General features: G+C 46.2%; 19 protein-coding genes and 1 riboswitch. Of the genes, 10 read left to right on the forward strand and 9 right to left on the reverse strand.

Annotated elements, in window-relative coordinates; genetic code table 11:
- Positions 1–19: 19 nt before the first annotated feature.
- Positions 20–295, reverse strand: coding sequence for a hypothetical protein (locus V6C11_RS17935; protein WP_333532574.1), 276 nt, complete (start codon positions 293–295; stop codon positions 20–22).
- A 157-nt stretch (positions 296–452) separates the two neighbouring features.
- On the opposite strand from V6C11_RS17935, the gene V6C11_RS17940 reads away from it, so the two are divergent.
- Complete coding sequence (locus V6C11_RS17940; protein ID WP_333532576.1) at positions 453–635, forward strand: hypothetical protein; 183 nt, start codon at positions 453–455, stop codon at positions 633–635.
- Between the two features lie 38 nt (positions 636–673).
- Here V6C11_RS17940 and V6C11_RS17945 read toward each other — a convergent pair whose 3' ends face one another.
- A complete protein-coding gene (locus tag V6C11_RS17945; RefSeq protein ID WP_333532577.1) occupies positions 674–1,351 on the reverse strand; it encodes a hypothetical protein in 678 nt (225 codons plus the stop codon).
- 463 nt (positions 1,352–1,814) lie between these two features.
- Here V6C11_RS17945 and V6C11_RS17950 point away from each other — a divergent pair, with 463 nt between their 5' ends.
- The 8 genes from V6C11_RS17950 to V6C11_RS17985 all read left to right on the forward strand — a co-directional run bounded on the left by V6C11_RS17950 (position 1,815) and on the right by V6C11_RS17985 (position 11,658).
- Complete coding sequence (locus V6C11_RS17950) at positions 1,815–2,927, forward strand: YeiH family protein (RefSeq protein WP_333532578.1); 1,113 nt, start codon at positions 1,815–1,817, stop codon at positions 2,925–2,927.
- Between the two features lie 179 nt (positions 2,928–3,106).
- Positions 3,107–3,568, forward strand: coding sequence for a universal stress protein (locus V6C11_RS17955; protein ID WP_333532579.1), 462 nt, complete (start codon positions 3,107–3,109; stop codon positions 3,566–3,568).
- A 155-nt stretch (positions 3,569–3,723) separates the two neighbouring features.
- Positions 3,724–4,392, forward strand: a complete 669-nt coding sequence (locus V6C11_RS17960; protein WP_333532580.1) for a TerC family protein — start codon at positions 3,724–3,726, stop codon at positions 4,390–4,392.
- Between the two features lie 158 nt (positions 4,393–4,550).
- Complete coding sequence (locus tag V6C11_RS17965) at positions 4,551–6,170, forward strand: ABC-F family ATP-binding cassette domain-containing protein (RefSeq protein WP_333532581.1); 1,620 nt, start codon at positions 4,551–4,553, stop codon at positions 6,168–6,170.
- Between the two features lie 174 nt (positions 6,171–6,344).
- Positions 6,345–6,908, forward strand: a complete 564-nt coding sequence (locus V6C11_RS17970; protein ID WP_333532582.1) for a hypothetical protein — start codon at positions 6,345–6,347, stop codon at positions 6,906–6,908.
- A 128-nt stretch (positions 6,909–7,036) separates the two neighbouring features.
- The gene (locus V6C11_RS17975) at positions 7,037–9,790 is read left to right on the forward strand and encodes an ATP-binding protein (RefSeq protein WP_333532584.1); all 2,754 of its coding nucleotides are present in this window, start codon (positions 7,037–7,039) and stop codon (positions 9,788–9,790) included.
- Positions 9,791–9,838: 48 nt separating this feature from the next.
- Complete coding sequence (locus V6C11_RS17980; protein WP_333532585.1) at positions 9,839–11,371, forward strand: PAS domain S-box protein; 1,533 nt, start codon at positions 9,839–9,841, stop codon at positions 11,369–11,371.
- A 101-nt stretch (positions 11,372–11,472) separates the two neighbouring features.
- On the forward strand, positions 11,473–11,658 hold the full coding sequence (locus V6C11_RS17985; RefSeq protein WP_333532586.1) for a hypothetical protein: 186 nt from the start codon (positions 11,473–11,475) through the stop codon (positions 11,656–11,658).
- A gap of 47 nt (positions 11,659–11,705) precedes the next feature.
- Positions 11,706–11,792, reverse strand: a riboswitch (cyclic di-GMP riboswitch).
- Positions 11,793–11,861: 69 nt separating this feature from the next.
- Here the strand turns inward: V6C11_RS17985 and V6C11_RS17990 are convergent.
- The 7 genes from V6C11_RS17990 to V6C11_RS18020 form a co-directional block, all read right to left on the reverse strand.
- Positions 11,862–19,382: an S-layer homology domain-containing protein gene (locus V6C11_RS17990; protein ID WP_333532587.1), complete on the reverse strand. Its 7,521-nt coding sequence runs from the start codon at positions 19,380–19,382 to the stop codon at positions 11,862–11,864.
- On the reverse strand, positions 19,379–19,558 hold the full coding sequence (locus V6C11_RS17995; protein ID WP_333532588.1) for a hypothetical protein: 180 nt from the start codon (positions 19,556–19,558) through the stop codon (positions 19,379–19,381). The genes V6C11_RS17990 and V6C11_RS17995 overlap by 4 nt, the downstream gene beginning before the upstream one ends.
- 38 nt (positions 19,559–19,596) lie before the next feature.
- The gene (locus V6C11_RS18000; protein ID WP_333532589.1) at positions 19,597–20,505 is read right to left on the reverse strand and encodes a DUF4428 domain-containing protein; all 909 of its coding nucleotides are present in this window, start codon (positions 20,503–20,505) and stop codon (positions 19,597–19,599) included.
- A gap of 26 nt (positions 20,506–20,531) precedes the next feature.
- Positions 20,532–22,226 (reverse strand): DUF2207 family protein, encoded by a 1,695-nt coding sequence (locus V6C11_RS18005; protein WP_333532590.1) that lies wholly within the window; start codon positions 22,224–22,226, stop codon positions 20,532–20,534.
- Positions 22,227–22,234: 8 nt separating this feature from the next.
- On the reverse strand, positions 22,235–22,789 hold the full coding sequence (locus V6C11_RS18010; RefSeq protein WP_333532591.1) for a LemA family protein: 555 nt from the start codon (positions 22,787–22,789) through the stop codon (positions 22,235–22,237).
- 86 nt (positions 22,790–22,875) lie between these two features.
- On the reverse strand, positions 22,876–23,439 hold the full coding sequence (locus V6C11_RS18015; protein WP_333532592.1) for a hypothetical protein: 564 nt from the start codon (positions 23,437–23,439) through the stop codon (positions 22,876–22,878).
- Entirely contained in the window at positions 23,436–24,572 is a 1,137-nt protein-coding gene (locus V6C11_RS18020) for a hypothetical protein (protein ID WP_333532595.1), read from the reverse strand. The genes V6C11_RS18015 and V6C11_RS18020 overlap by 4 nt, the downstream gene beginning before the upstream one ends.
- Positions 24,573–24,751: 179 nt before the next feature.
- On the opposite strand from V6C11_RS18020, the gene V6C11_RS18025 reads away from it, so the two are divergent.
- Positions 24,752–25,477 carry a LytR/AlgR family response regulator transcription factor gene (locus tag V6C11_RS18025; RefSeq protein ID WP_333532596.1) on the forward strand — a complete coding sequence of 242 codons (726 nt, stop codon included), beginning with the start codon at positions 24,752–24,754 and terminating at the stop codon, positions 25,475–25,477.
- Positions 25,478–25,480: the final 3 nt, after the last annotated feature.

Here is a 25,480-nt window from a genome sequence, read left to right on the forward strand (position 1 = left end):
ATTTCTTTTGCCACCAATCTCACCTCAGGTCTTTTAGTATTTCAAGGTCTACATATTCCGTATGGGAGTAACCTTCTGGATCACATTGAAAGGCGTAGCAGATAAAATCCTCCAAATTGTCAAAGAGCCTCTGGTCTTTCTCTCGAAGCACAGCTTTTTCCTGACCTTTATAAAGAAATTCTTCCGGGGTTCCTGATATGGGGATGGCCCGAAAATATTGGTTCTGATCTCCTAGGTTTTCCAGGTATTGAGCCAATTCTTCAACGGTGGTTAAGCGAATCTGCTTATCAGTCATAAAATAGCCTCCTCACAGATATCTTCTACAAGAATTTTAGCCAGTTGGACAGGAAAAAATACAGTACTAGTAAAAGCAGACAAAGAGTGAAAGGTCTTATACCGGGAAACAATAGGAGAAATTACATTTAAAAGATATATAGGAGGCGAAAGAAGAAATGGATAAATTTGTTGTCCTAAAAAAGGATGAAAAAGGACAGGTGGTTGAAGCAACAATACCCTTGCCCAAGGACTATATAGAAGAGTTAGTTCCGCCGTTTCCTATTGATAATGACATGGTTATCGAACCCTTTGCAGAAAAGGTAAAAGAAGAGAAAGATAACGCTCCGATACTTGGCTAAACAAAGACCGACGTAAATTTTAACGTCGGTCTTTGTTATTAATAATGGGCTGTTAAGGATTTTATTATTCCATAGGGAATAAAGCTTAAGATTGGCAAGAGAAATAGATGAATGAAAAGGGAAATGCTTAGGGGCCAGAAGCCAAGTTGAATGGCAAAATTGGTAATAAAAGTTATATAAGTCTGAGCCTCGGAGAGTGGCTTAAAGGCTATAAGAACAAGTAATACGATGTACAAATAAGTACTAAGATTAGTAATATTATTGCTGTTAGAATAAGCAGATAAAAAAATACTGGCGTAATAAAAAACAAAAATAATGCTTACGGTTAAGGCAGTATAGGTTAACACTTGGCTTAGCAAGGTGTTTTCAATAAAAAGTTGATTTTGGATCGGAAGGCCTGAAATTAATAGTGTTTGTATAACAAAATTTATCTCTAAGCAACTTTTTAGACGAAGCACAGGCAAACGAATGACATAAACCAGTATTACTAAGTTAAGGCAAACAGGTATCCAGGTATGAATACCCCACAAATCTTTTAATCCTATCTGGCTTAGGGTATTTGACAATGATAATAAAACCCCAACCATAAGACCAGATAGAATGAAATGAAGAGGCAGATAATGGGGTTTAAGTTTTTTTCCCAAAAAGATTGTAGGAATGATAGTGCCTAATGTGCTTAGGCAAATGAAGGTTTCAAAAAAGGCAAAAATGTTCATAAACCTCAACCCTTTTTTCTTGTTTTTAGATAGATATAAAAATATACAATAGTCAATAGCATGTTTCTTATAATTTGGTGTTTTATTAAATATACCATAAACATTTACCATTTTAGAAATTTATAATTCAACAAAATGACACAAATGTGTCAACAACTGAAGTATAATGTTCAAGTTGTTGGTAGAAAAGAAACTTAACAAAGGCCATAATGAGCCATAATAAAGAGTATTTAATCAAAAAATTAGTTTAGATATTTGTGACAAAAAATACATAACCGTAGTGTCAAATTTATTGTCGTGTAGATGACATAATAAATGTCAGGTGGATGTTATAACTACCTTGAGCTCAAAAATTAATGTTTTTTGATGGGTATTTAAATACTTATCAACCTTCTTGGAGGCCCGGGTAAACAAGAACAAATTTAAACTAGTTAGTTGTTACTACCAAAAAGGAGGTATTTTTGTGAGTGAGAGCACGTCTAGCAAATGGATTAAAGCATTACCTGGTGTTCTGTTTATGTTTATCATTGCTTTACTAGCAATGGGTACGAAATCCTTCGGCGGTGAGTGGGGCGGTATTGAGGGCTGGATCAAAGCGAACTCTAATTTCCTGGGTAAGGTATTAAAAATCAATCACGTTATCATTGTTATTATCATCGGTATGTTAATTAGAAATACCATTGGAATTCCCTCATGGGCCCAGATGGGCGTGAAAACTTCTCGTGTCTTTATCAAAATGGGTGTAATTCTACTGGGATCACTTTATAGCTTGGCTGAACTGGCTAAGTTAGGATCAACCTCTATCTTCCTAATTGCCACCTTCATGTTCAGCACAATTGTTTTCACCATGTGGCTTGGTAAGAAATATAAGATGCATCCTGGTTCTTCTGCTTGTCTTGCTGCCGGTGCCGGTGTATGTGGTGTATCCGCCATCGTTGCAGTTGCTCCGGCTGTTAAAGCCAGAGGTGAGGACATTGCTTACTCCATAGCTACTATTCTTTCTTTCGGCATTGTATGTTTATTTACTTTCCCTGTTTTAGGTCACCTCTTGGGATTAACTCCCGAACAATTTGGAATGTGGGCTGGTACGGGTATCCTAAACTCTGGTCAAGTATTGGCGGCGGCCCTTGCCTTTGACCCAGGTACCCCAGAAGTTCCTTCCATTAGCTTAAAAGTAGGTGAAATTTACAACTTAACCCGTGTTGTATTCCTGCCCTTGGTGGTTCTGCTGATTACTATTCTTTATGCTCGTATGTCTGATGATAAAACTGTTGATTCTGCTGCTACTGCTAAGAAAACCTTCTTTAGCAAGTTCCCTTTATTTGTACTTGGCTTTATCGCTACTGTTGCTTTAACTTCCTTTGGTGCCTTTGGTCCTACCGAACCAGCTTCTGCTGATCTGGTGGCATTCCGTGAAATATATAGTTGGTTCTTCTCCATCGGTCTTACCGGCCTAGGCCTGCAGATTTCTTTTGCTGAAATGAGAAAAGCAGGGGGCACGCCACTGATTATTGGTTCTACCGCAGGTTTCCTGAAGGCTGCACTTTCCTTAATTGTTGTGCTATTGTTTTTTTAATATAAGATAGTCTCTAGTGGTAACATATAAGGAGGTAAAGATATGTCCGAGAAAAAAGAAGAACGTCAATTGTCTTTATTTAGTAATGAAAAATCGGAGGACTTAGCTGCTATTATTGGTGCCGCCCTAGTGATGATAATCGTTATAATATTGTAAGAACATAGAAAGAAGGGTTCCAAATGAACGGTCAAATCCTATTTATTACAGATGGTTCACCTTCAGCGGATGCAGCAGGTCAAATGGCCACTGAGATGTCTTTGGCTTTAAAGCTACCCTTAAGGGCAGTATTTATTTTGGACGAAGGGTGGAATAATTTACTAGGGGATGAATGGATTAATACTTCTTCAACCCGGATGAGATTTTTTCACTGGTTTGAAGATGGCCTTCATAAACATTCCGAAGAGGTACTAACCGAGGTTGCGGCAAAAGTCAAAGAAAAAGGCGGCCAAGTGGAGACCGAGATGAGAATTGGTAAAACAGAAAAGGTTATTAGGGAACTGACCGTTGAAAAGGAAACTGCCGTACTGATTTTGCCTAATCCCCATGCAACGGCTCCAGCTGCAGCCGCTGGTCTCAGGTTTAATCTGAACTCATTAGCCAAAAAGGTAAAATGCCCAATTTATATTGGGCCACGATCATAAAAGGAAGTGTCGCAAAGCTATTTTTAGTAGCAAGCGGCACTTCCTTTCTTTAAAGGGGTCAGGCTTGCGGTATTGCAAGCCTGACCCCTCGTGCTAGTTTTTCTGATTTGTGGCAAAAATAAATGTAGTAAACACAAATAAGAGAGGGTGACGGGATGGAGTTTTTATCCGCAGAGTTTTTTTCTGCTTTATTTGCTATTATCCTAATCGATTTAGTATTGGCTGGGGATAACGCCATTGTTATTGGACTTGCTGCAAGAAACCTTCCCCTTGATCAACAAAAGAAGGTTATTATTTGGGGCACGGTTGGAGCCATCGCTGTCCGGGCGGCGGCTACTTTAGTGGTTGTTTGGCTGCTCAGGATACCTGGACTGTTATTGCTGGGAGGATTACTTCTAATTTGGATTGCCTATAAGCTATTGGTGGAGGAAAGGTCCCATAATATTGAGGCAGGTCAAAATAGCCGTGCAGCCATTCAAACAATTATCGTTGCCGATGCAGTGATGGGGCTTGATAATGTCTTAGCAGTGGCGGGTACGGCCCATGGCAGTTTTCTCTTAGTGGTATTGGGTTTGCTCATAAGCATTCCCATCGTCGTTTGGGGCAGCACGATTGTTATAAGGTGGATAGAAAGGTTCCCGGTAATTATTTATCTAGGGGCAGGTGTAATTGCTATTACTGCCGGAAAAATGATTACGGATGAACCCTTGATAAAGAATTATTTTAGTGGCAGCCCAACCTTACAATATCTGTTAATAGCATTGATAACGTTTGGCGTCATAGGTGCCGGAGTAATTAAAAAGAAACAGAAAGAATTCGCTTGAGATATAGTGCCATTGAAGGCAGGTGCTGGATATGTTTATCAGCACCTTTTTTATGTGCAGAATTATTAACTTAGGGTTTTAAGTAGCTTTAATACACAAATGTGATATAATAAAAAGCTGTTGGCCTAGATTATATAAAGAAAGATGGTATGTCATAAATGCTTAGTACAAATGGATTAGCACTAAGGTTTGGCAAACGAGCCTTATTTGAGGATGTCAATATAAAATTTACACCGGGGAACTGTTATGGACTCATTGGAGCCAATGGTGCCGGAAAATCCACTTTTTTAAAAATATTAGCCGGTGAGATCGAACCAAGTGCCGGGGAAGTGATCATTACCCCAGGTGAGCGTTTGGCAGTTCTTAAACAGGATCATTTTGCCTATGAGGATTTTCAAGTTTTAAAAGTGGTCATGGCTGGTCATGAAAGACTTTATGCCATCATGGAAGAAAAGGATGAGCTTTACGCCAAACCAGATTTCTCCGAGGCTGATGGTATCAGGGCATCGGAGTTGGAATGTGAATTTGCCGAGCTCAATGGCTGGGAGGCAGAATCAGAGGCAGCCCGCTTACTCAATGGATTGGGGGTTCATGATGAACTTCATAATAAAAAAATGAAGGAATTAGACGGGGTTGAGAAATTAAAGGTTTTGTTGGCCCGTGCTTTATTTGGCAATCCCGATATCCTTCTGCTGGACGAACCAACCAACCATTTGGATGTAGAGGCGATTACTTGGTTAGAAGAGTTTCTATATAATTTTCAGAACACCGTTATCGTGGTTTCTCACGATCGCCATTTTTTGAATAAGGTATGTACTCACATTGCCGATATTGACTTTGGTAACATTCAAATGTATGTGGGTAACTATGATTTTTGGTTAGAATCGAGCCAGTTGGCCTTACAGTTAGCCAAAGATTCCAATAAGAAAAAAGAAGAGAAGATCAAGGATCTGCAACGGTTTATTGAAAGGTTTAGTTCCAATGCTTCTAAGGCTAAACAGGCCACATCCCGGAAAAGGCAGTTGGAGAAATTAACCTTGGAAGATATTAAACCCTCTTCCCGTAAATACCCTTTTATTGATTTTAAGCCTGATCGAGAAGCTGGCAAGCAGTTGTTAGATATAGAAAACCTAAGTGTTACGATTGATGGGAAACAGGTTATCAACAACCTCAGTTTTACCGTAAACAAAGGGGATAAGATTGCTTTTGTGGGTCCTGATAGTCTGGTGAAAACCACATTGTTTAAGGTTTTAATGGGTGAGCTGCCTGCCACTGAAGAAAATAGTTATCGGTGGGGTGTGTCCACTTCCCAAGCCTATTTTCCAAAGGACAATGTTGACTATTTTAATGTTGATTTAAATCTGGTGGATTGGCTGCGCCAGTATTCTAGGGATCAAGAGGAATCCTATGTTCGTGGTTTTCTGGGAAGAATGCTTTTTTCCGGTGAAGAAACCCAAAAGAATTGCCAGGTTCTTTCAGGCGGTGAGAAGGTACGCTGCATGCTGTCCAGAATGATGCTTAGTGGAGCCAATGTATTGATCCTAGATGAACCAACCAACCACTTAGATCTAGAATCCATTACTGCCCTTAATAATGGATTAATAAAGTTTGATGGTACCATTTTATTCGTATCTCAGGATCATCAATTTATCCAAACCATTGCCAATCGCATCATAGAAATAACCCCCAACGGTCTCATTGACTGGCAAATGACCTATGATGAATACTTAACAAATGAAGAAGTTAAAAGGTTGCGTGCAGAACTTTATCAGAAATAGTTTTTGGACAAAGAGTGGGTTTCACCATCGGGTGGAACTCATTTTTTACTTTCAGAAGGATAAGAAAAGATAATATGATAATGGTTGGCAAGGTGTGGTAAATGCTTTAAAATATATTTAAAGCGAAACAGTGAAAATTAATGATAGTATGAGCGTAACTTTAGGGGGAGGGTGATGACAATAAAAACGAAGTACTGGGGCATGCTGTTTTTTAGTATCGTAACGGTATATGGAATAGCCCAAATGCTTGGGGAGGCTAATATGTACAGAAAGTTAGCGGTTGTTACAGGCTTCTTCCTGCCGGGAATCCTGCTTTTTCATTATTTTTTCATTTGGTTTCCCAGGGCGCTGGCTAAAAGCTGGTCACTTTCCTACCTTGTCAAAATAATTTTTGCAGCGGTAAATGAATGCATTATTGATCAAGAAATAAGGGCAGTGGTTATTCAAAAAATGAATGATCTCCTAAAAAATTTAGGGTTTGTCTTGGATCAAAGATTCAGGGTGGTAAAGAAGAATGGTTTACCAAGGAGCAGGTTTTCTTCTTTGGACCCAATATGGCGTCGTTTCTTTATAGAAGCTTTTTCCACCATCGAGCAGGAAATAAAGGATGAGACGATCCGCAGGTGGGTTTTTAATAAGATTATTAATTACCTGAACAGAGATGCGAACACCCGTTACGCAAAGGATATTTTAAGAAAATTTATTGGCAACAGTAAATATAACTTTCTAGTAAACTAATTGTTGAAAGACTTGGTGTCCTTAGTGGGCAGCCAAGTCTTTTTTGATGGGTCCGGCTTGCGACAAATAAGGCGATTTTTCCTTGCCAAAAGTTGCAAAACATTACAACTTTAAAGAAGGTTTTGAAAATGATTCAAAGAATAAGATATGAGATATTACCAGGCAATAAGAAAGAAAGGGATTTAAAGGAGATGCGGCTAAAAACAAGGCTTTTTTTAGGACTGAGCGGTCTTTTTATCATCTTGCTTCTAATTTCAGGCAGTGCCATATACCAGATGAAAAAGTTAAACAATACAATAGAAGGAATTGTAAAAGATGATTACCAAAAGGTGCAGTTTACTGCAACCATTCAGTTTGAGATTAATAATGCCAGCCGATATTTAAGGGATCTAATTTTAGAAGAAAACAACACAACCTTAGAGACCTATAAGAAGATGGAAAAATCCAACAAGGAAATACGGATGGCTATTTCCAACCTAGAGAAAGTTGCTCAAGATGATGCTTTAAAGGAATTAACCATTGATATTAAAACGACCTTCGATGAATATTTGCAAATTGAAAAAAGTATTTACGACTTAGTCCAATCAGGTAACCGAGATGAGGCTAAAAATGTCCTATATCAGGATTCTTCTGTACAGACTCGATCAAAGCTAGTTCACCTACTGGAGGAAATTGCTGCCGATCAAAAACAGGGAATGGATTCGGCGATGGTCGGCTCAAAGGAAGTTTATAATCGAGTGATTGTTATTTTTACCCTGCTGGTATTTGTAGGTATGGTTTTGGGTGGCAGCATTGTATTTTGGTTAATAAGGGATATTGCGGGAAATCTCAGTCGAGTTACAATAGCTATGAAGGGTGTTTCCTCTTACCAGGATAAAACATCCCTACCCCGCCTTGATATTGCATCGCGCGATGAAATTGGAGAGATTTCCGAAGTTTTCAATAATATGGCGGAAGCCTTGGAGCAGCACGTCCGTCAGGAAAAGGAAAGAAACCTAGCAATTCAAGAACAACACTGGCTGAAATCAAAGATTGCTGAAATAATGTCTCTGTTTCAGGGAGTACAGGATGTTAAAAACTTTGCTCAGCTAATTATAAGTCGGATACCTCCGATGGTGGGAGCAAATTATGGTGTGTTTTATATTTCTGTAGGTGAAGGTCATCAACAAAGGCTTGTAAAAGCAGCAGCCTATGCCAGTGATGGGCAGGAGGTAGGAACAGCGAGCTTTGCTGCCGGGGAAGGTCTAGTGGGGCAATGTTTGCTGGAAAACAAGGCGATTTACCTTAGAAATATTCCCGACCAATATATTCGTATTACATCTGGACTTGGCACAGCACCCGCCAGATGCATTACCCTATTGCCAGTGGAGTTTGGGGAAAAGGTTATGGCGGTTATGGAACTGGCATCCTTTACGGAGTTGAGTTTTCTGCAGCAGGAACTACTGGAGCAGGTTCGCTGGAATATTGGCATTGCCCTAAACCGTATTCTCAGTCACATGCAAGTTCAAAAACTGCTGGCGGAATCCCAGGCCTTAACAGAGGAATTACAAACTCAATCTGAGGAATTAAAAACCCAGTCTGAGGAATTGAAAACCTTTAATGAAAGGATTGAAAATCAATATAAAGAGTCCGAACAAAAGGCCCTTGAGCTTCAAAAAGCCAAGACGTTATTAGAAGAACAGGCCAAGCAATTAGCCCTTAGCTCCCAATATAAATCACAATTTCTATCAAATATGTCTCACGAACTAAGAACTCCCCTAAACAGTCTGTTGATTCTAGCCGACATATTTGTGCAAAACAAGGAGGGTAACCTTACCCCAAGGCAGATTGAATATGGCAAGACGATCTTGGCAGCGGGTAATGATCTATTGGCCTTGATTAACGACATTCTTGATCTGGCTAGGATTGAAGCGGGCAAATTAAATATAAAACCTGAAATGATTTCCCTTGATAAACTGGTTAAGAGTATAAAAAACCAGTTTGACCCGGTTGCTCACCAGAAGAAGTTAGATTTTACGATTGAACTGGATCAGAATCTGCCGAAAATCTTTTTTACGGATGAACACAGATTAATGCAGATTTTAAAAAATCTTTTATCCAATGCCTTCAAATTTACCCATGAAGGGTGTATAGGATTGAAGATCCAAAGGACTTCAGGCACATCCGAACAATTAGCATTCTCCGTCTCAGATACCGGAATTGGCATTGCAGAGGAAGAACAGGAGCTGATTTTCCAGTCCTTTCATCAGGCGGATAGTACAACCAGCCGCAAGTTTGGGGGAACAGGTCTGGGACTTTATATATGTCGCTTACTTACCAGGCTATTAGGTGGTTATATAGAACTACAGAGTAGCAAAGGGAAAGGAAGTACCTTTACAATTTACATTCCCCCTTATGTTGAAACTGACCGGACCGAGGTTGCTGCAGCTGTTGAGATTATTCCAGAAAATAAAACAGAAATCAGCAAAGGGGCAGATGCCAAGACCCATAACTTTGGGGATAAACCCCTCAAGGGGCACAAGGTGCTGGTGGTGGATGACGACATGCGCAACATCTTTGCGATTACTGCTGCCCTTGAGGAACAGGAAATGGAAGTCCTGTTTGCAGAAAATGGACGGGAAGCGCAGTCCGTGCTGCTGGAGAACCCCGGCGTCGGCCTGGTACTGATGGACATTATGATGCCGGAAATGGATGGCTATGAGGCCATGCAAGCCATCAGGCAAATGGCCGGGTACGAAGAACTTCCCATAATAGCCCTTACTGCCAAGGCTATGAAGGATGACCGTAGTAAATGTTTACAGGCTGGTGCATCTGATTATATTAGTAAGCCACTGAATATTAACCAATTGGTTTCTTTAATGAAAGTGTGGCTGTATAGGTAGTGGGCTGACATCGATAGAATACAGGAAGCTAGGGGGAATTTCAAAAGGATGGAACGTGTAATAAAAATATTAATGGTGGATGACCGACGTGAAAATCTTCTAGCATTGGAGGGTATTTTAGATTCCCCCATGTACCAATTGATCACCGCAAGCTCAGGGGAGGAAGCCCTAAGGCTCGTTTTGAAGGAGGATTTTGCTGTAATTTTACTAGATGTGCGTATGCCAGGACTAGATGGTTATGAAACCGCAAAGTTTATCCGATCTAGGGGAAGGTCCCGTCAAACACCCATTATTTTTATTACCGCCAGCCACCATGACACGGAGGAAGTAATTAAAGGCTATGCCCTGGGTGCCATTGATTATATTTTTAAACCCATTGACCCCAAGGCATTAAAATACAAAATTGTGGGCTTTGTCAATCTGTTCAAACATCAGGAACAACTGGAGATTATGGTACAACAACGAACCCAAGAACTATTGTTTGTTAATCAACAACTGCAAAAGGAGATTGAGCAGCATCAACGTACTGAAAAAGAACTGCATAAAAGTGAATGGCGGTTTCGTACTTTTTTTGAAAATTCCCTAATCGGTATTATCTTACTAAATCCAGAAGGCAGCTTTTTGGAAAGTAATCCAGCCTTTCAGAGAATGTTAGGCTATACGGACGATGAATTAAAGGAAAGGGTAAGCAATGAATTGACCCAGCTTAAAAGTATGGGGGGAAAATATAAGGACTTATTAGATGGAAAAATAAACTATTGTGAAATGCAACGGTGTTATATACGGAAAGATGGCAAATCTATTTGGGCGCAGCTAAATGCTTTTTTAGCACGGGATATCAATGCAAGTATTGAGCTTATTATTGTATTTGTCCAAGACATAACTGAGAAAAAAAGTTTGGAAGAACAAATGGTCCGCTTAGATCGGCTAAATATTATCGGGGAGATGGCCGCGGGGATTAGTCATGAAATGAGAAACCCCATGACCACTGTCAGGGGATTCCTGCAAATGCTGCAGGGAAAAGATCATTGTTTAATGTATAAGGACTACTTCAATTTAATGATTCAAGAGCTTGACCGGGCTAATTCCATTATCAGCGAGTTTCTTTCTATTGGTAAGAACATGCCTTCTAATTTGGAAAAGCAAAATCTCAATTCCATCGTGAAATCCCTTGAACCCCTCATTCAAGCAGACGCAGTTAGTCAGGGTAAGGGCTTGCAGGTAGAAACCAATGAAATTACGGAGCTGCTATTAAATAGTAAGGAGATCAGGCAGGTAATTTTAAATCTTTGCCGCAATGGTCTGGAGGCTATGCCCAGTGGTTTCAAACTTACCCTCAAAACCTATATGGAAGAGGACATGGTTGTTTTAATGGTGCAAGATGAAGGTAACGGGATCAACCCCGAGATAATGAATAAATTAGGTACCCCTTTTTTTACAACCAAAGCCCACGGAACAGGGCTTGGTCTAAGTATTTGTTATAGTATAGCTGCCCGACACAATGCGGTAATAAATTTCGATACCAGTACCAAGGGTACAACCTTTTATGTTCGATTTAATACAAAAAAATATGGACAATAGCATTCCTCCAATAAGGATGTTTACGAAAATCATAGTTGTTTAGCATACAGCCGAACGATTACCGATGAATTGTAAATAATCTTTATTGGAGGATTTGCTTTATGACAAACTTTGAACTGGAATACATTGAGATGGACGGTCTGCTATATCCCAACATTGAAGTTGATGGAAAAGCCAAACTTGATAACTTGGGGAAATACGGACGATTTTGTCTAAGCTATTCACTTTGCCCAAGGCAAAAGACCAAAAGCCCTGCCCGATACCACAAATACCCGAAATACCCGTAAGATATGGCAAGAGCCCACCCTCAGAATGGAGGGTAGGCTCTGCACGATTTTGCAGCCAGGCTATCATAGCGTAAAACGCCGGAGACCCTATGTCTTTGCGTCCCCGGCTTTAACCGGGTTTGCCCTTGGCATTATTCATTTTATTGTTCGTGCTTTACTTCGTTGGAATCCGAAGCACATTCATCGTCCAATCCTGCATGGTGTTACTGGAGATCGCCAAGTTCCACAAAGCGGCGTAGCACGGCCGAAGCCTCGGCGCGGGTGGCTGTACCCTGCGGATCAAAGAGATTACCATTTTTACCGCTGATTACGCCTGCCATCTGCATCTGCTTTACGGCATCCTTGGTGTAGGCGCTGATTTTGGCGCTGTCCGCAAAGGTGTTTTCCCCATGAACCGTTGGCAGTGTGAAGCCGATGACTTTGGTGCAGTTCTGCATGATGACTGCCATCTGCTCACGGGTAATAGACTGATCCGGGGCAAATTTTCCATTGCCGGTGCCGTTTACGATGTTGTTTTTACTTGCCCATTCAATGTAGCTCATGTAGTAAGCGTCGCTTTTCACATCGGTGAAGCTGCTTTGCTTGTAGCTGCTCACATCGGCCTTTGCCAGCCGTCCCAGCGCGGTGACAAACATTCCTCTTGTCATTGCAGTGTTCGGGCTGAAGGTGGTGGTGGAAGTGCCGCTGAACAATCCACGGCTTACCACAAACTCAATATCTTCCTTCGCCCAATGGCTTGCAATGTCCGTAAATATGGTATTGGTTTGTTTGTAGCCGATACCGTAGGTGGAAAAATGATTGGTGCTAAAGCGCAGTACCTTGTTTACGCTGTCATAAACAGAACTGGTGAGCCAGTGTACCTTTCCATTGCCGTCCACATAGACCGCCTGCACATTCCCGGCTTTTTCATTTGCGCCAAGGGTGTATGGGATGGTTACCGATACGCTGCCTGCGCCAAAGCTCTGCACCTGTTTGCCGCTGCCGTAGTTCACCGTGAGGTCGAATACCGGACGGCTGCCAATGGCTTTTTTCGCTTCCCCGGTTAGCCTGCCGCTATCCGTGCGGGTGGCGGTAATATTGACATCCGATTTTGCCTGCTGATTGATTTCCTGCACGGTTGCCAAATCCATGCCGATTCGGATGTCGGGGTTGGCCACCACCACAAGGATGTTGACGATTTTCTTTGCAAGGATGGTATCCTGCACGGTCTTTGGCAGATTGACCGTAACATGGGAGCCGGTCTTGCTGCCGGTGTCCACACGGAGTACTACAGTGATGCCGTTTTGCTCATTGCCGTTTTTCTTGGCGTCCGCCAGAGCCTTATCAAAGGCGTCGGTCACGGTTTTGTCAGTGATGTTCACTGTGACGTTGCCCTTGCTGTCCATTGTGCCGGGAACCTTGATTTCGCCCTGGGTGGGAGAATTAGGCTTGTCCGGTGCGGGTAGCGTGACAAGGACAGGGCTACTGTTGTTGTCTGCGGAACCGCCGCCACCGCCGGAACCACCACTGCCACCCTTTGGATTTGTCGTCACATTGAATCCCGTGCTTGCCGTCGACGCTTCTGTGTCGGCAGTTTCAGCCACCCGCTGGTAGAAGGTATACGCTGTGCTTGCCGTCAGGCCGCTGAACACATTGCCTGTCTGCCAGGTGGTGCCGTCCTTAGAGAACTGGTAAGCCGCATTTGCCGTAAGCGTAACGGTGTTATGCGTCTTTGAAGCGAGCGTAGGCGCTCCCGGTGCGGACGGAGCCGCTTTCTTTAACACAGCCGCGGTCGCTGTGCTGGTGACCGTGCCGGTTTCTATAGTTGACTGAATTTCAAGCGTGATTGTCTTTCCGTGGTCTGCCATATTTACCATATAGCTTGCGCCTGTGCCGACTTGTGTTCCATCAGCTTTCCATACATAGGTCAGCGTACCGGTGTTGTTGCTGTCGTCAAGGGAGCCGTTCAGCACATTGTCAATTCTCGGAGCTACATTGCTTATGGTTGCCGTGCCGGTGAGGGCACCGGGCACATATGCACCCACGGTAAAGCTGCTGTCCGCACCTTCATTATGAGTGGCAGTTGCCTTGACCCTCACCAAATAGGTGCCGTTTGTAAGTCCAGTAATGTCGCTGCCGGTACCGGGGATGTAACTTGCAGCATCGCTTTTCTTATACTCCATAGCGGTAGTCACGCCGGTGAGCTTGCCGTCATTATTGCTGACAGTGGTGCAGTTCACGGCAGATACGCCGGTGACTGCGTAACCATCCGCTTTGCTAATGGTAGCGGTGATGCTACCGGAAACTGAGCCTGTTTGCACATCACTTGTTACCTCACAGGTGAGGGTTTGATTGATGTCGGCTTCCACAATGGTATAAGTATTGGAATTTGTGCCTATATTGATGTTGCCCCGCTTCCACTGATAGGAAAGGTTGCCGGTGTTATTGCCGGAACTGTATGCGACGGTCAGCGTTTGACCGTATTTTAGCGTACCGCTGATGGTCGCCGTGCCGGTAAGGGCATCTGCCGGAGCGGTGTCGGTGGTCACACTGAATCCCGTGCTTGGCGTCGACGCTTCTGTGTCGGCAGTTTCAGCCACCCGCTGGTAGAAGGTATACGCTGTGCTTGCCGTCAGGCCGCTGAACACATTGCCTGTCTGCCAGGTGGTGCCGTCCTTAGAGAACTGGTAAGCCGCATTTGCCGTAAGCGTAACGGTGTTATGCGTCTTTGAAGCGAGCGTAGGCGCTCCCGGTGCGGACGGAGCCGCTTTCTTTAACACAGCCGCGGTCGCTGTGCTGGTGACCGTGCCGGTTTCTATAGTTGACTGAATTTCAAGCGTGATTGTCTTTCCGTGGTCTGCCATATTTACCATATAGCTTGCGCCTGTGCCGACTTGTGTTCCATCAGCTTTCCATACATAGGTCAGCGTACCGGTGTTGTTGCTGTCGTCAAGGGAGCCGTTCAGCACATTGTCAATTCTCGGAGCTACATTGCTTATGGTTGCCGTGCCGGTGAGGGCACCGGGCACATATGCACCCACGGTAAAGCTGCTGTCCGCACCTTCATTATGAGTGGCAGTTGCCTTGACCCTCACCAAATAGGTGCCGTTTGTAAGTCCAGTAATGTCGCTGCCGGTACCGGGGATGTAACTTGCAGCATCGCTTTTCTTATACTCCATAGCGGTAGTCACGCCGGTGAGCTTGCCGTCATTATTGCTGACAGTGGTGCAGTTCACGGCAGATACGCCGGTGACTGCGGGACCGTCAGCCTTTGCTATACTCCAAGAGATTGTTTTGTCAGTGTTGGTGTTATCGTTCCAAGCATAGCCGGATTGCAGAGTCGCTGTAGCGATATAGTCCCCGACATCCGTTGCTTTATCGGTTCCGCTGAGGGTATAGCCTGTGCCGCTGTTCACGCCGATTTGTTCAGTACCAGTCCACTTGAGTCCTGTGTTTGCGGTAGGCACGGCGATTTTCGTAACGCCTGCCGGAACGGTAACTGTGGCGGATGCACTCGCCTCATGGGTAGCAGTGGCTTTTACGCGCACATAGTAAGTTCCTGCGGAAAGGCCAGTGGTTTCGGTTGCGGTGCAGTCGGCAGCACCGGTAAAGCCGAGGTTTTTAGCATACTCCATGGCGGTGCTTGTACCGGTGATCTTGCCGTCTGTGCCGCCCGCACTGGTGGGTGCTACACCCGCAAGCCCTGTTGGAGCGGCGGGGCCGTCGGCCTTGGTAACGGTGATGGCTTGGGTAGTTGTGATGCTTGTGCCGTTTGCCGTCAGGGTGATTGTGGTATCGCCCATGGTGAGCGCACCTGTTTTATCCACCGTGTAGGCGGTAAAGTTTGCATCCTCCGTGCCGTCGTTATAGGTGGCCTTCACCACCATGCCTGCAATACTGAAAGCATCTCCAAATTTGTAAGCCGTCGTGTTAGGCGGCGTGGTAATGGCAATTGATTGCAGTGCGCTTGCCGCCGTTTTAGGGAATGTAATGGTCACATTCAGCATATCTCCATCGCCTGCAGGGTTCATTACATAGGTTGCACCGGTGCAGGTAAACGCCCTTTGCGCCACGCCTGAAAAGGTGTAACCGGGTTTCGCCGTTAGGGTGACGGTGGCGGAGTAGACTGTGTCGGCAAGGAATTTCGTGGGGCTGCCATCCCATTCCACTGTGCCGGTGTACTGATCATCATCGGTGATGGTTGTCATCGGTGTGCCGCCGGTTTCCGGGGCGATCAGCTTGCCGCCCAAATTCAAGTTGGTGACCGTATTGTCCGTATCATTCGTAAAGGTTAGGTATTTGTAGGTGCCTATTTTCTCCGAATCGTAAGCAACCGATGGTGTTCCATCGTAATTGGTGCTTGCTGTAACCTTTACTTTGGTATAGCCGCTAAGATCCGGGGCCGTATTCATCGCTCTGCCTCCGCCCTGGATGACGGGCGAACCGCTTGGGATGTAGATTGTGGCAGAATCAATTCCAACGCTGTTTGTGCCTGTGGCGCTAACCGTGCCGCCGGAAATACTCACGTTGACCATGCTCCCGTTAGAAATTGCGCGTGATTTGTCTCCGCTTGCTTTTAGCGTGCCGCCGGAGACATTCACGTTGCCGCCGCCCACGTTTTGAATTGCCTGCGAATTGTCTCCGCTTGCGCTTACCGTACCGCCGGAAACACTTACTTCGCCGGTGCTAAAGTTGTAAATGCCCCGCATGCCGCTTAATGCACCACCGGAAATCGTTACATTGCCGCTCCCGGAGGAATTATAAATCGCAATTTGGCCTTCTAGAACACCGTCGAAAACGATCACATCGCCGGTTGATTTGTTTTGAATTGCATAAGAATAGCCCCTTACTGTGCCGCCTTGGATGTTGACAGTTCCAGCACCTTCGTTATAGATTGCAGAACCAACATCTGTGTTTTCCAATGTACCACCGACAACAACAAGGCTGCCGCCATTTAGATCAATCGTGCAGGAGTACTTGTCTTTTTTTGCTGTGACCTTTCCGCCACCTTTGGTGTCGGTGATGGTCAACGTGCCGGTGCCTTCATGCTTGATGGCGGTGTTAGCGCCGCCGTCCAGGGTTTTGCCCTTTAGGTCAAGGGTGAAGCTCTTATTACTACCGCTGGCGATGGTGACAGTAGCTGTAAGTGTGATGTCATCCAGCAGCTGAATGGTCTGTCCCTCCGCAACTGCATTAACCGCCTCTTGCAGGGTTTCGTAGCCTGTGCTGCCGATTTGGGCGACATTGGCCGAGCCCTGTTCAAACTTGAGGTATTTGTAGGTGGCGATGTTCGCCGCATTGTAAGTGACCGGTGAAGCTCCATTGTAAAAGGTGCTTGCCGTAACTTTTACATTGGCATAGCCGCTCAAATCCGGGGCTTTGTTCATCGCCTTGCCGTCGCCTTTAATAACAGGCGTACCGCTTGGGATTGAAATTTTTCTGTTGATTATATTATAAATTGCATTGCCGCCTGCCGCGGTATTTTCTATCGTTCCGCCGGTGATTTCAAGGGCAGGACTACCGCCAAAGTCCAGATAAATCGTGCCGGGGTAGGTGGCTGAAGAATTTGCGCTGGTGACCGTAGCCGTGCCGCCGATAGTGATTTTTCCGAGTCCACCCTCCAAAATCGCAGGACTTGCATCTGCACTTACCGTTCCTCCTGAAACGCTTACGCTGCCGGCGTCAAGGTTGAGAATCGCACGGCCCGAACCCGAAATCACTCTGCCTCCGGAAACGCTCACCATGCCGGTGCCATTGTTGGAAATCGCATCGGCATTTGCAGATGAAGAATTGGTATTTTTCACTGTGCCGCCAGTCACACTTACACTACCAGTGCTACTGCTATAAATACCATTGGATTGGCCAGTGCTTTCCACCGTACCGCTGGTCACACTTACGCTACTAGTGGATGTGCTATAAATTGCACCGAGGCCGTCGCCTGTATACTTCACAGTACCGCCTGAAACAACCAGAGAGCTATCATTTAGTAGCGTAATTGTACTGCCCTTCCAACCACTGCTGCTCAAAACTGTACCGCCCTCACCGCCTGAGGTATCGGTGATGGTCAATGTTCCGCTACCTTCATGGCTTATGGCGGTAGCGTAGCCGCCGTTCAGCGTGTGTCCGTTTAGGTCAAGGGTAAAGCTTTTACTATTGCCGCTGGCGATGGTGACAGTAGCTGTGAGTGTGATGTCATCCAGCAGTTGAATGGTTTCCTTCTCCGCAACCTCATCAACCGCCTTTTGCAGGGTGGCGTAGCCTGTGCCTGTTGTTGTATTTTTGGCAACAACTGGGCTCTCAATCTTGACATATTTGTAGCTCCTGATATCTGTTGTGAGTATCTCGTCGGTCACAACTACCGCGCCGGTGCTGCTGGGGCTTGCTCCGGCAGTGTTTTTGTGGATATAGCTGCTGCCGAAGGTGGGGGCTATTTTCATTGCCTGCCCCTGAGCGCTGGCGGTTACCGTGCCGCCGTTGATGCTGATGCTACTGGCACCAATGCCGTAGCTGTCAGTTTTTGCCGTACCGCTGGTGGCACTTACCGCGCCGCCTTCAACAACTAGTCTATTAGAGTTGCCTATTATCCATATGCCATAGCTTTTACCATCTGATTTATCTGTTGCCTGCCCGCCTGTGGCTTTAAGGCTGCCGCCTTTAACTATGGCATTCCCGCTCTGCACCACCACACCGTAACTGCCGAACCCCTTAGATACATCCCCACTTGCTGTCAAACTGCCGCTTTCAACGATTAGGTTACCCTGGTCGAGATACACACCGTAGCTGGCGCCTTGATTATATGTTGCCTTCCCGCCTGCGGCGTTGAGGCTACCGGTGCCGGATATGGTAAGGTGCCCGTTATTCACACAGATGGCGTAACTATAAGCACCGGACTCAGTAGTAATCGTATTGCTGCCCTCCAATACAATTTTGAGGCTGTATTCCGTGTAAATGCCGTATTTTCTTTGGGGCACCGTCTGCGAAGTAAGCGCTCCCGTAATTCTGGCGTTGTTCAAGGTAAGGGTTGGGTACGGACTGCTCGACGCGGGGGTGTAGCGCACCGTTCCGTCCCCGAGCACATCGTTCATGTTGTCGCTGGTCACCCGCGTGCCGCCCACCCAGATGCTGTATTCTGTGACAGCCATCGGGCTGATCATCCCCATCATCATGCGCGCCGCTTCCACCGTCACAGCAATCTCCGGCAGCTCAGCGCTGACCGTATATCCCCCAATCACAGGGGTAAATACATACTCACCCTCGGTGTCCATGTCATATTCCGGCTGGGAAATCCATGTAACGGGAATGTCCACGGTTGTTTCTTCCCACTCGGGAGTGGTCGCTTCGCCTGCTTCCTGCGGCTCGCTGACCTCTGCCTCTATGGCGGAGTCGGCGGTTGCAGTAGCCGAATCATCCACTGCCGTATCCTCTTCCGGGCTTGCGGAATCCTGCACGGTTTCCTCCGACGCGCCGCTGTCCGAAATCACGGCTGCCCGCACTGTGGCGGTCAGGGTTTCGGGCAGTTCTAAATCCTTAATGGATGTACCGGTCGTGACCGTTTTTTCTGTTTCTGCTAGCGGCTCAAATGCAATAATTTCCCCGCTTGCGCCAATGGTCGTTTGCGCTTCTTCCGCCATTGCCGAAACCGGCAGCATGGTAAGCACCATGCACAGCACCAGAAACATACTTAGCAATCGTCCCCTAGGAGTCCTTCTCTTGCCGCGTTGCAGCATTTTACCTCTTTTCTTCATAGGGTCTGTTCCTCCTCAACTGGTAAAGTTGGTTTTCCTCGTTCCAGAAGTGTCTGCAACCTCTGGGTTTCTTCTTTGGTGGCAGAGCGAATATGGTTTTTCTCACAGGAGGGGCATTCCCTTACCTCTCCTGCCCGGTAGAACAGAAAGCCGCAGTCCTCGCAGGCGTAAGTCATGCAATCCCCTTCTTTCCACAGTGATATAGCGGTTTTCTTCAAATTCCAAGCAACTGCTTCTTCTTTGCGTCAAACTCCTGCTGGGAAATGATGCCTTCTTCCATCAGTGTTTTGTATTTTTTGATTTCCCCGATGGCGTCGACAGGGGGTGCCATGGTTGTATGTACCGCCTGTGCCCCCGCTGCACCATGACCAATGGACTGATCTGGTGCTTCCGGAAAGGCCACCGTCTTGAATGCAGTCACCAGCTTTTCAATTTCCCCAATGCTGCGCTGATACGAGCGGATGTAGCCGTTCACATCCGGGAGGTTATTATCAAATCGGGGGCCGTCCATATCGCATTTAATCACCGTCCAGTAGGGGTGGTCGAAATGCAGTTCCACGTTAAACACCTGAAAGGGTTCCGGCACATCAAAATACTGCCTCGGTGCTGACCAGTTTGCCTTGCCGTCATCCAGCTTGTCCATGGCACGGGCCATCTGCCTGTTCATCATAAACTGGGAGATTTGCGGTGCCAGGGCCATGGCGCGCTCCGGCACGGTACTGGCATAGCGGCGTAGGCCCGCCGCCGAACCCTCGAACAGAGGGGCGCTATCCTCTTTAATGATAAAGGATTTCAACTGTTTGCCCTCAAATACGGTTTTGTCCAGGTTTTTGCTCAGGCAGAACAGCTTGTTCTGGTAATCGAAGATAATTTTGGTATCCCAAAGGCCGAAGTCAATCCGTTCAGAAATCACGAACTGATCTTTCAGCAGCTGGTTTTGATCGTAAAATGTCAAATATTCCCGAAAACTTTGCATCGTCAGTTGGCTTTCCTTGTCGGTCTCCATATCGATCTTGTTGTGGCAGGTGTCACAGATGTATTCGCCCTCTATTTTCGATGGCAGAAACCACGAAATTTTGCCGCCGCAGATGGGGCAAGGGGGTTTTTTAGAGAATAAGCCCATCTTCATTTCCTCCCTATGATCAATTCTTATCTCGTTCCGCCGCCTGAACCGCCGCCGATGGAGCCGCCACCTCCGCCAAAGGAAGCAAATCCGCCGCCTCCGCCGCTGCGCTTTTCCTGTTCGCGCCGCTCCTCGGCTTTCTTCATATTGCTGTAAAGCAAATAGTGATAGGAATAGGCTGTAACCATGCTCTGGCTGTAATCAGTTAGTTCGGAAGAAAGTGCCGGATATAACTCTTTCATTTGCTCCGCCACCTGATCGGCTATGCCAAACAGCATGGCATAGGTCAGCAGCTCCCGCCAAATCGGCATTTCCTTGACACCCCGCTCGGCAACCAGTGAAAAATCCTCCAAATACCGTTTGAGCCCCAGCAGCTCGCCCAGCTCCTGTTCACCGGCTGGCGTCAGGTCGGTTAGTTTGGCAGGAATATTCCACCGTTTCAGGCAGTGCTTTTGATTCAAATAGGCTCTGCCTGCACTGTCATGCTTTTGAATATAAGCACGAAGCAGCGTATCATTTTGATTTGCAAAGCGTTCCAGCTCCTTTGCCTGCAAGATGGCATCCGAACCGGCAGCACCCTCCAATACCGTATAAAGGTACTCATCGTACTCGTTCATTTTGTCATGCTGGCTGCCCATCAACCGCAGACTGACCGCTTCTTTGGTCTTACCCATAAAGCCGACTTCCTGGGTTTCCACAGGGGACAGGCAGTCCAGCTGGGTAAGCCGCAGCATCCCTGTGGCGAGAATCGCGCCATCCTCACACACATCAAACATTCTCCCTAACGCATAGGTGGCGCTCAGTCTGCCCCCGTTGGGAAGCTCTCTGAAATACCCGAACCGCTCTGCGAATCTTTGCCGTTTTTTCTCTGCCCTTTTCTTTTTCATCCTGCCAATCCAGATAATCAGCCCGATGGGAAGTCCGATGGACAGCAGTATCGTAACGATTACCGCAAATACGGATACTTCTTCGCCGGTGGAGCCGATGTTATCGTAATCGCTGCCCGAAAAGGCTTTTTCTCTCACTTCCTCAAAGCTCCCTGATTCCTGTCGTAAGGGGGAAAGGATTCCTTTCTCCAGATTAAACAGTACCGTCACATGGTTTTCCGCAGAGAGCGGGGTATCTGTACGGGCAACGATACTTCCATTCTCAAATGCCACCTCGCCTGCGAAGCCAAAGCCCCATACATCGGCAATTTCATCGGTGATGGGTGTGCCATCCGCAAGGCGGATTTGAACCGTCACATCGGTGGGTGTTGTATTCATTCCGTCACCCACAAATCGGAAATTTACGCCGTCCCTGTCGGCATATCCACCTACTACGTTATCCAACTTATATGCAATGGTGTAGCGATTTTGCCCGTACCGGCTGATGCCGAAGCAGATTTCATAACCGCTGTCCGTATCATGAATACCGCATTTTTTTGCCTTTTCTTCAAAGCTCCAATCAATGTTCCAATCCGGCACCGTATCATAGATACCGTTTTGGTCAGAGACCTTAAGCTCGCTGACGGTCAGATAATCGGGTGCATTCATGGGAATATAGCATTCGGTTCCTTCCTCAAAGCTCCCTTCCCAGCTCTGGGTGATGTGCATAGAGCCATCCTCGTAAATGACAGCCTGAATATCCATGGTATGCACCTGATTCGCTGCAAAGGAGGGGAGAGGTAGGGCAAATAGCAGGACAAAGCATAGAATCAGGCTGCTCACTCTTTTACGCATAAAGCACCTCATTTCATGCTTGGCATATCCGCCTTGGCCGCCTGCTCCTCCAGATAGTCTCTTTGCCGGAAGCCTAACATCCCAGCAATCATGGAGACCGGGAACATTCGGATTTCACGGTTGAGCTTCGTCACGCTGTCGTTGTAAATCAGGCGGCTGGTGCGCACCATGTTTTCAAAGGTTTGCACCGCGTCCATGGTTTTGATATAAGTTTGGTTTGCCTTTAATTCGGGGTATTGCTCCGTTACCATGGCAATCCTGCCCAAGGCTTCGGAAATAATCCCTTCTTGACGCAGCACATCATCCGGTGTGGATTTTGCCGTAATCACACTTCTTCTTGATTTGATTGTTTCAATCAGCGTTTCGCTTTCGTGCTTGGCATAGCCCTTTGTCAAATCCAAAAGAGCCGTCAGGGCATCAAAACGGCTGGAAAGCTGCACCCCGATCTGGCTCATGGCATTGCTGATATTCTCATCAAGCACCACCAGCTTGCGCTGTGTAGAGATTATCCACAACACAATGACCGTAGCAATTGTGATGATTGCGATGAAAGTTGGCAGCATAATAAAGTTTCCTCCTTGTTTATTTTTGAATGGGCAGACAGACCACTATTTTGTCCGTCTGCCCATTTTGTTGCCTGTATGCGTGATTACTCCAATGTGATACTCGGAAGTATATCGGCCAGATTCGCCTCAAGGGAGGAATTTGCCCCTGTGGTGTAAGTAAAAGCAATATGCTGCTCGCAATTCTGACCATCGATTGCGAAGTATAAAATAATTTGACAAGTGGTTACGTTTTTGCCGCTGGTATTGCTGTCGCCTGTGCAGAGGAAGGACAAGGAATCCACTTCCGCAATTTTAGCAGGATTATCAAAGGCAAGCACCTTGATGTTGGAATAGGTATCCCCCAGTGATTCAAGCATATAGTCCTCGGTAACATCCCCAATCCGTGTATCCGATGGGAATGTAGGTGTTACGACAATGCTGGCATTGGGACCTTCAGCCACAGCGTAGCCGTCTTTGTCACTAAATTCGCCAAAATCGCTGGGAACGAGCAGAGCGGTGTAATTTGCTACCTTGTTGACAAGTGTGATGTCCGAAGCGACAGGCGCCGATGTCTCAGGCGTGGAAGTTGGTGCGGAATTGTTTCCTCCGCAGGCTGCAAGGCTCAGCGTCATGGCAAGCGCCATCATAAGTACCAGTAATTTTTTCATTTCAAATCCTCCATTTTCTGTTGGGTAACCATGGGCGCGGGTGGTGTGACCGGCGCCGGGGTAGGTTTCGTTGAGAATTGCACGTTCGGGATTTGGTCTTCTCTTAAAACGGTAAATGTCCACTCGGCATGACTCGGGGCGTTCATGTTCGTTTCTGTCCACAGGATAACGGGAGTTCCGATGTCGCTTTTTTCATTTGAGGCGTTCATTACCAGCTTAGTGGCAGTAGGTGGTCGCAGGCTGCACCGTTCGTAGCTTGATTTTAAGCCAGCGGTGTTTTCGTTGTAGGCATTCCAAAGATACGGACTGCTCACAGCCTTTACCCGTGTTCCGTTCGTTATGGGATCGGCGATGCCCAGATATCTTCCGTCCTTCATTCTGGCGGTTATTTGATTGTTCCCCTTGTTTTCCACATAGAGCTCCCGTGTGCCCTCTGTGGATTGGTTCCAGCGATTCAATTCCGCATTGCCCGAGGCATCTATGTTTAGCGTGCGCTGGTTGTTGCCGCTGAACACTTGCAGACAGTACCAACCGGTGGCGGGTGCTTTTGCGATGCCTGCGGAGGGGTTGTCCGCGGGGATAAACCGGAACTCGCTATGTTCGGGCCCGTCAGGGACAGGGTGGCTCGGACAAACCCATTTGTCTATATGGTTCCATAAAATAATCGCGGTTCCATCCGTCTTTTTTTGACCGGAGGCGTTCAATAACATATCTTGATTATCAACGGGGCGCAGGCTGCAAATATCCTTGCTGGGTTTATTTTCGCCGCACAGCCGCCAGCTCAGCAAAGGGTTAGCCGGGTCATTTGCCAACACCTTTACCCGGGCACCGTTCGATATGCTGGATATGCCCAAACGCTTGCCGTCCACCGTCTCCAAGGCGTACGCGCCACCGCTTCCGGCACTTCCGAGGTAGCGCAGGAGCCATTTTGTATTTCCCTCCGGAGTGTTGGTTTTGTCGCGCAGTTCCGCGTTGCCCTTTGCGTCAAGGTTGAGATAGTTGCCCATGCACCGAAGATAGTACCAGCCATTTTTCGGTGTGGGGTTGTTGGGAAGGGATGCATATGCAGTCATCGGTAGCATCGTCAGTGCCATGCAAAAGATGAGCAGTATGCCCATAAATCGTTTTTTCATAAGGGTGTTCCTCCTTTAGAAATTTTGTTTCACAGCCTCAAGCTATCAGAAATTCCCCCGCAAAAACCGTCCGCTGCATGAAACATGATTTTTTCGACATGAAACATAGTGTCGGATATTCGATTTTTATGGTAAATTTATCATGGAGAAATAGAATAATAGGGAAATGGGGGGTGCTTGTGCTGCAGATTGCGGTCTGTGATGACAATATTGACGAGTTATCCAATATGGTACAGCTTATAGATCTGTACCGAACTTCTAAACATCTGGACTGCGAATACGCCGTCTTTCCAAACGGATTTGAGCTGGTTTCGGCCTTAGAAAAAGGAAAGCGGTTTGATATATACTGTCTGGATATCATTATGCCGGGCTTTATGGGCATTGATGTCGCAAAGGAAATCCGTGCTTTTGACAAAACCGCACCGATTTTGTTCTTTACCTCATCGCCCGAGTTTGCTTTGGAAAGCTATTCGGTGAAAGCCATTAACTATGTATTAAAGCCGATATCGAAGGAAAAATTATTCTTCACCTTTGACGAAATGCTGGAGCGGATAAAAGCGGAAAAAAGTGAGGATGCGGTTATCGTAAAGAGTAATGAGGGAATTCAAAAAATACTGATCTCCAATTTGGTTTTTGCCGAGGTCATTGGCAGAAATGTGTTGTATCATCTGCGCTCCGGTAAGGTAATCGAATGCACAGAACCCTTTTCCTCCGTCTGCGATAATCTGCTGAAATATGGGCGTTTTATCAAAACCCATCGCTCTTATATTGTGAATATGCAGTATGTGGATACCATTGAAAATCGCCGGGTGACCTTACAAACCCTTTCATCTGTTCCTGTTGCACAAGGTAAGGCACGGGAGATTAAAGAGCAGTATCTGGCTTATCAAATGGAGGGGGAATAAGAG

It is taken from the genome of Desulfotomaculum sp. 1211_IL3151 (genome assembly GCF_036763075.1).
Taxonomy (GTDB): Bacteria; Bacillota; Desulfotomaculia; order Desulfotomaculales; family Desulfotomaculaceae; genus Desulfotomaculum.

Coding starts and splice junctions, on each gene's coding strand:
- V6C11_RS17985 (WP_333532586.1), top strand. CDS start 11,473: ATGACAAACTTTGAACTGGAATACATTGAGATGGACGGTCTGCTATAT.
- V6C11_RS18005 (WP_333532590.1), bottom strand. CDS start 22,226: ATGCGTAAAAGAGTGAGCAGCCTGATTCTATGCTTTGTCCTGCTATTT.
- V6C11_RS17940 (WP_333532576.1), top strand. CDS start 453: ATGGATAAATTTGTTGTCCTAAAAAAGGATGAAAAAGGACAGGTGGTT.
- V6C11_RS18020 (WP_333532595.1), bottom strand. CDS start 24,572: ATGAAAAAACGATTTATGGGCATACTGCTCATCTTTTGCATGGCACTG.
- V6C11_RS18015 (WP_333532592.1), bottom strand. CDS start 23,439: ATGAAAAAATTACTGGTACTTATGATGGCGCTTGCCATGACGCTGAGC.
- V6C11_RS18010 (WP_333532591.1), bottom strand. CDS start 22,789: ATGCTGCCAACTTTCATCGCAATCATCACAATTGCTACGGTCATTGTG.
- V6C11_RS17955 (WP_333532579.1), top strand. CDS start 3,107: ATGAACGGTCAAATCCTATTTATTACAGATGGTTCACCTTCAGCGGAT.
- V6C11_RS17935 (WP_333532574.1), bottom strand. CDS start 295: ATGACTGATAAGCAGATTCGCTTAACCACCGTTGAAGAATTGGCTCAA.
- V6C11_RS17970 (WP_333532582.1), top strand. CDS start 6,345: ATGACAATAAAAACGAAGTACTGGGGCATGCTGTTTTTTAGTATCGTA.
- V6C11_RS17965 (WP_333532581.1), top strand. CDS start 4,551: ATGCTTAGTACAAATGGATTAGCACTAAGGTTTGGCAAACGAGCCTTA.
- V6C11_RS17995 (WP_333532588.1), bottom strand. CDS start 19,558: ATGACTTACGCCTGCGAGGACTGCGGCTTTCTGTTCTACCGGGCAGGA.
- V6C11_RS18000 (WP_333532589.1), bottom strand. CDS start 20,505: ATGGGCTTATTCTCTAAAAAACCCCCTTGCCCCATCTGCGGCGGCAAA.
- V6C11_RS17990 (WP_333532587.1), bottom strand. CDS start 19,382: ATGAAGAAAAGAGGTAAAATGCTGCAACGCGGCAAGAGAAGGACTCCT.
- V6C11_RS17980 (WP_333532585.1), top strand. CDS start 9,839: ATGGAACGTGTAATAAAAATATTAATGGTGGATGACCGACGTGAAAAT.
- V6C11_RS17975 (WP_333532584.1), top strand. CDS start 7,037: ATGATTCAAAGAATAAGATATGAGATATTACCAGGCAATAAGAAAGAA.
- V6C11_RS17945 (WP_333532577.1), bottom strand. CDS start 1,351: ATGAACATTTTTGCCTTTTTTGAAACCTTCATTTGCCTAAGCACATTA.
- V6C11_RS17960 (WP_333532580.1), top strand. CDS start 3,724: ATGGAGTTTTTATCCGCAGAGTTTTTTTCTGCTTTATTTGCTATTATC.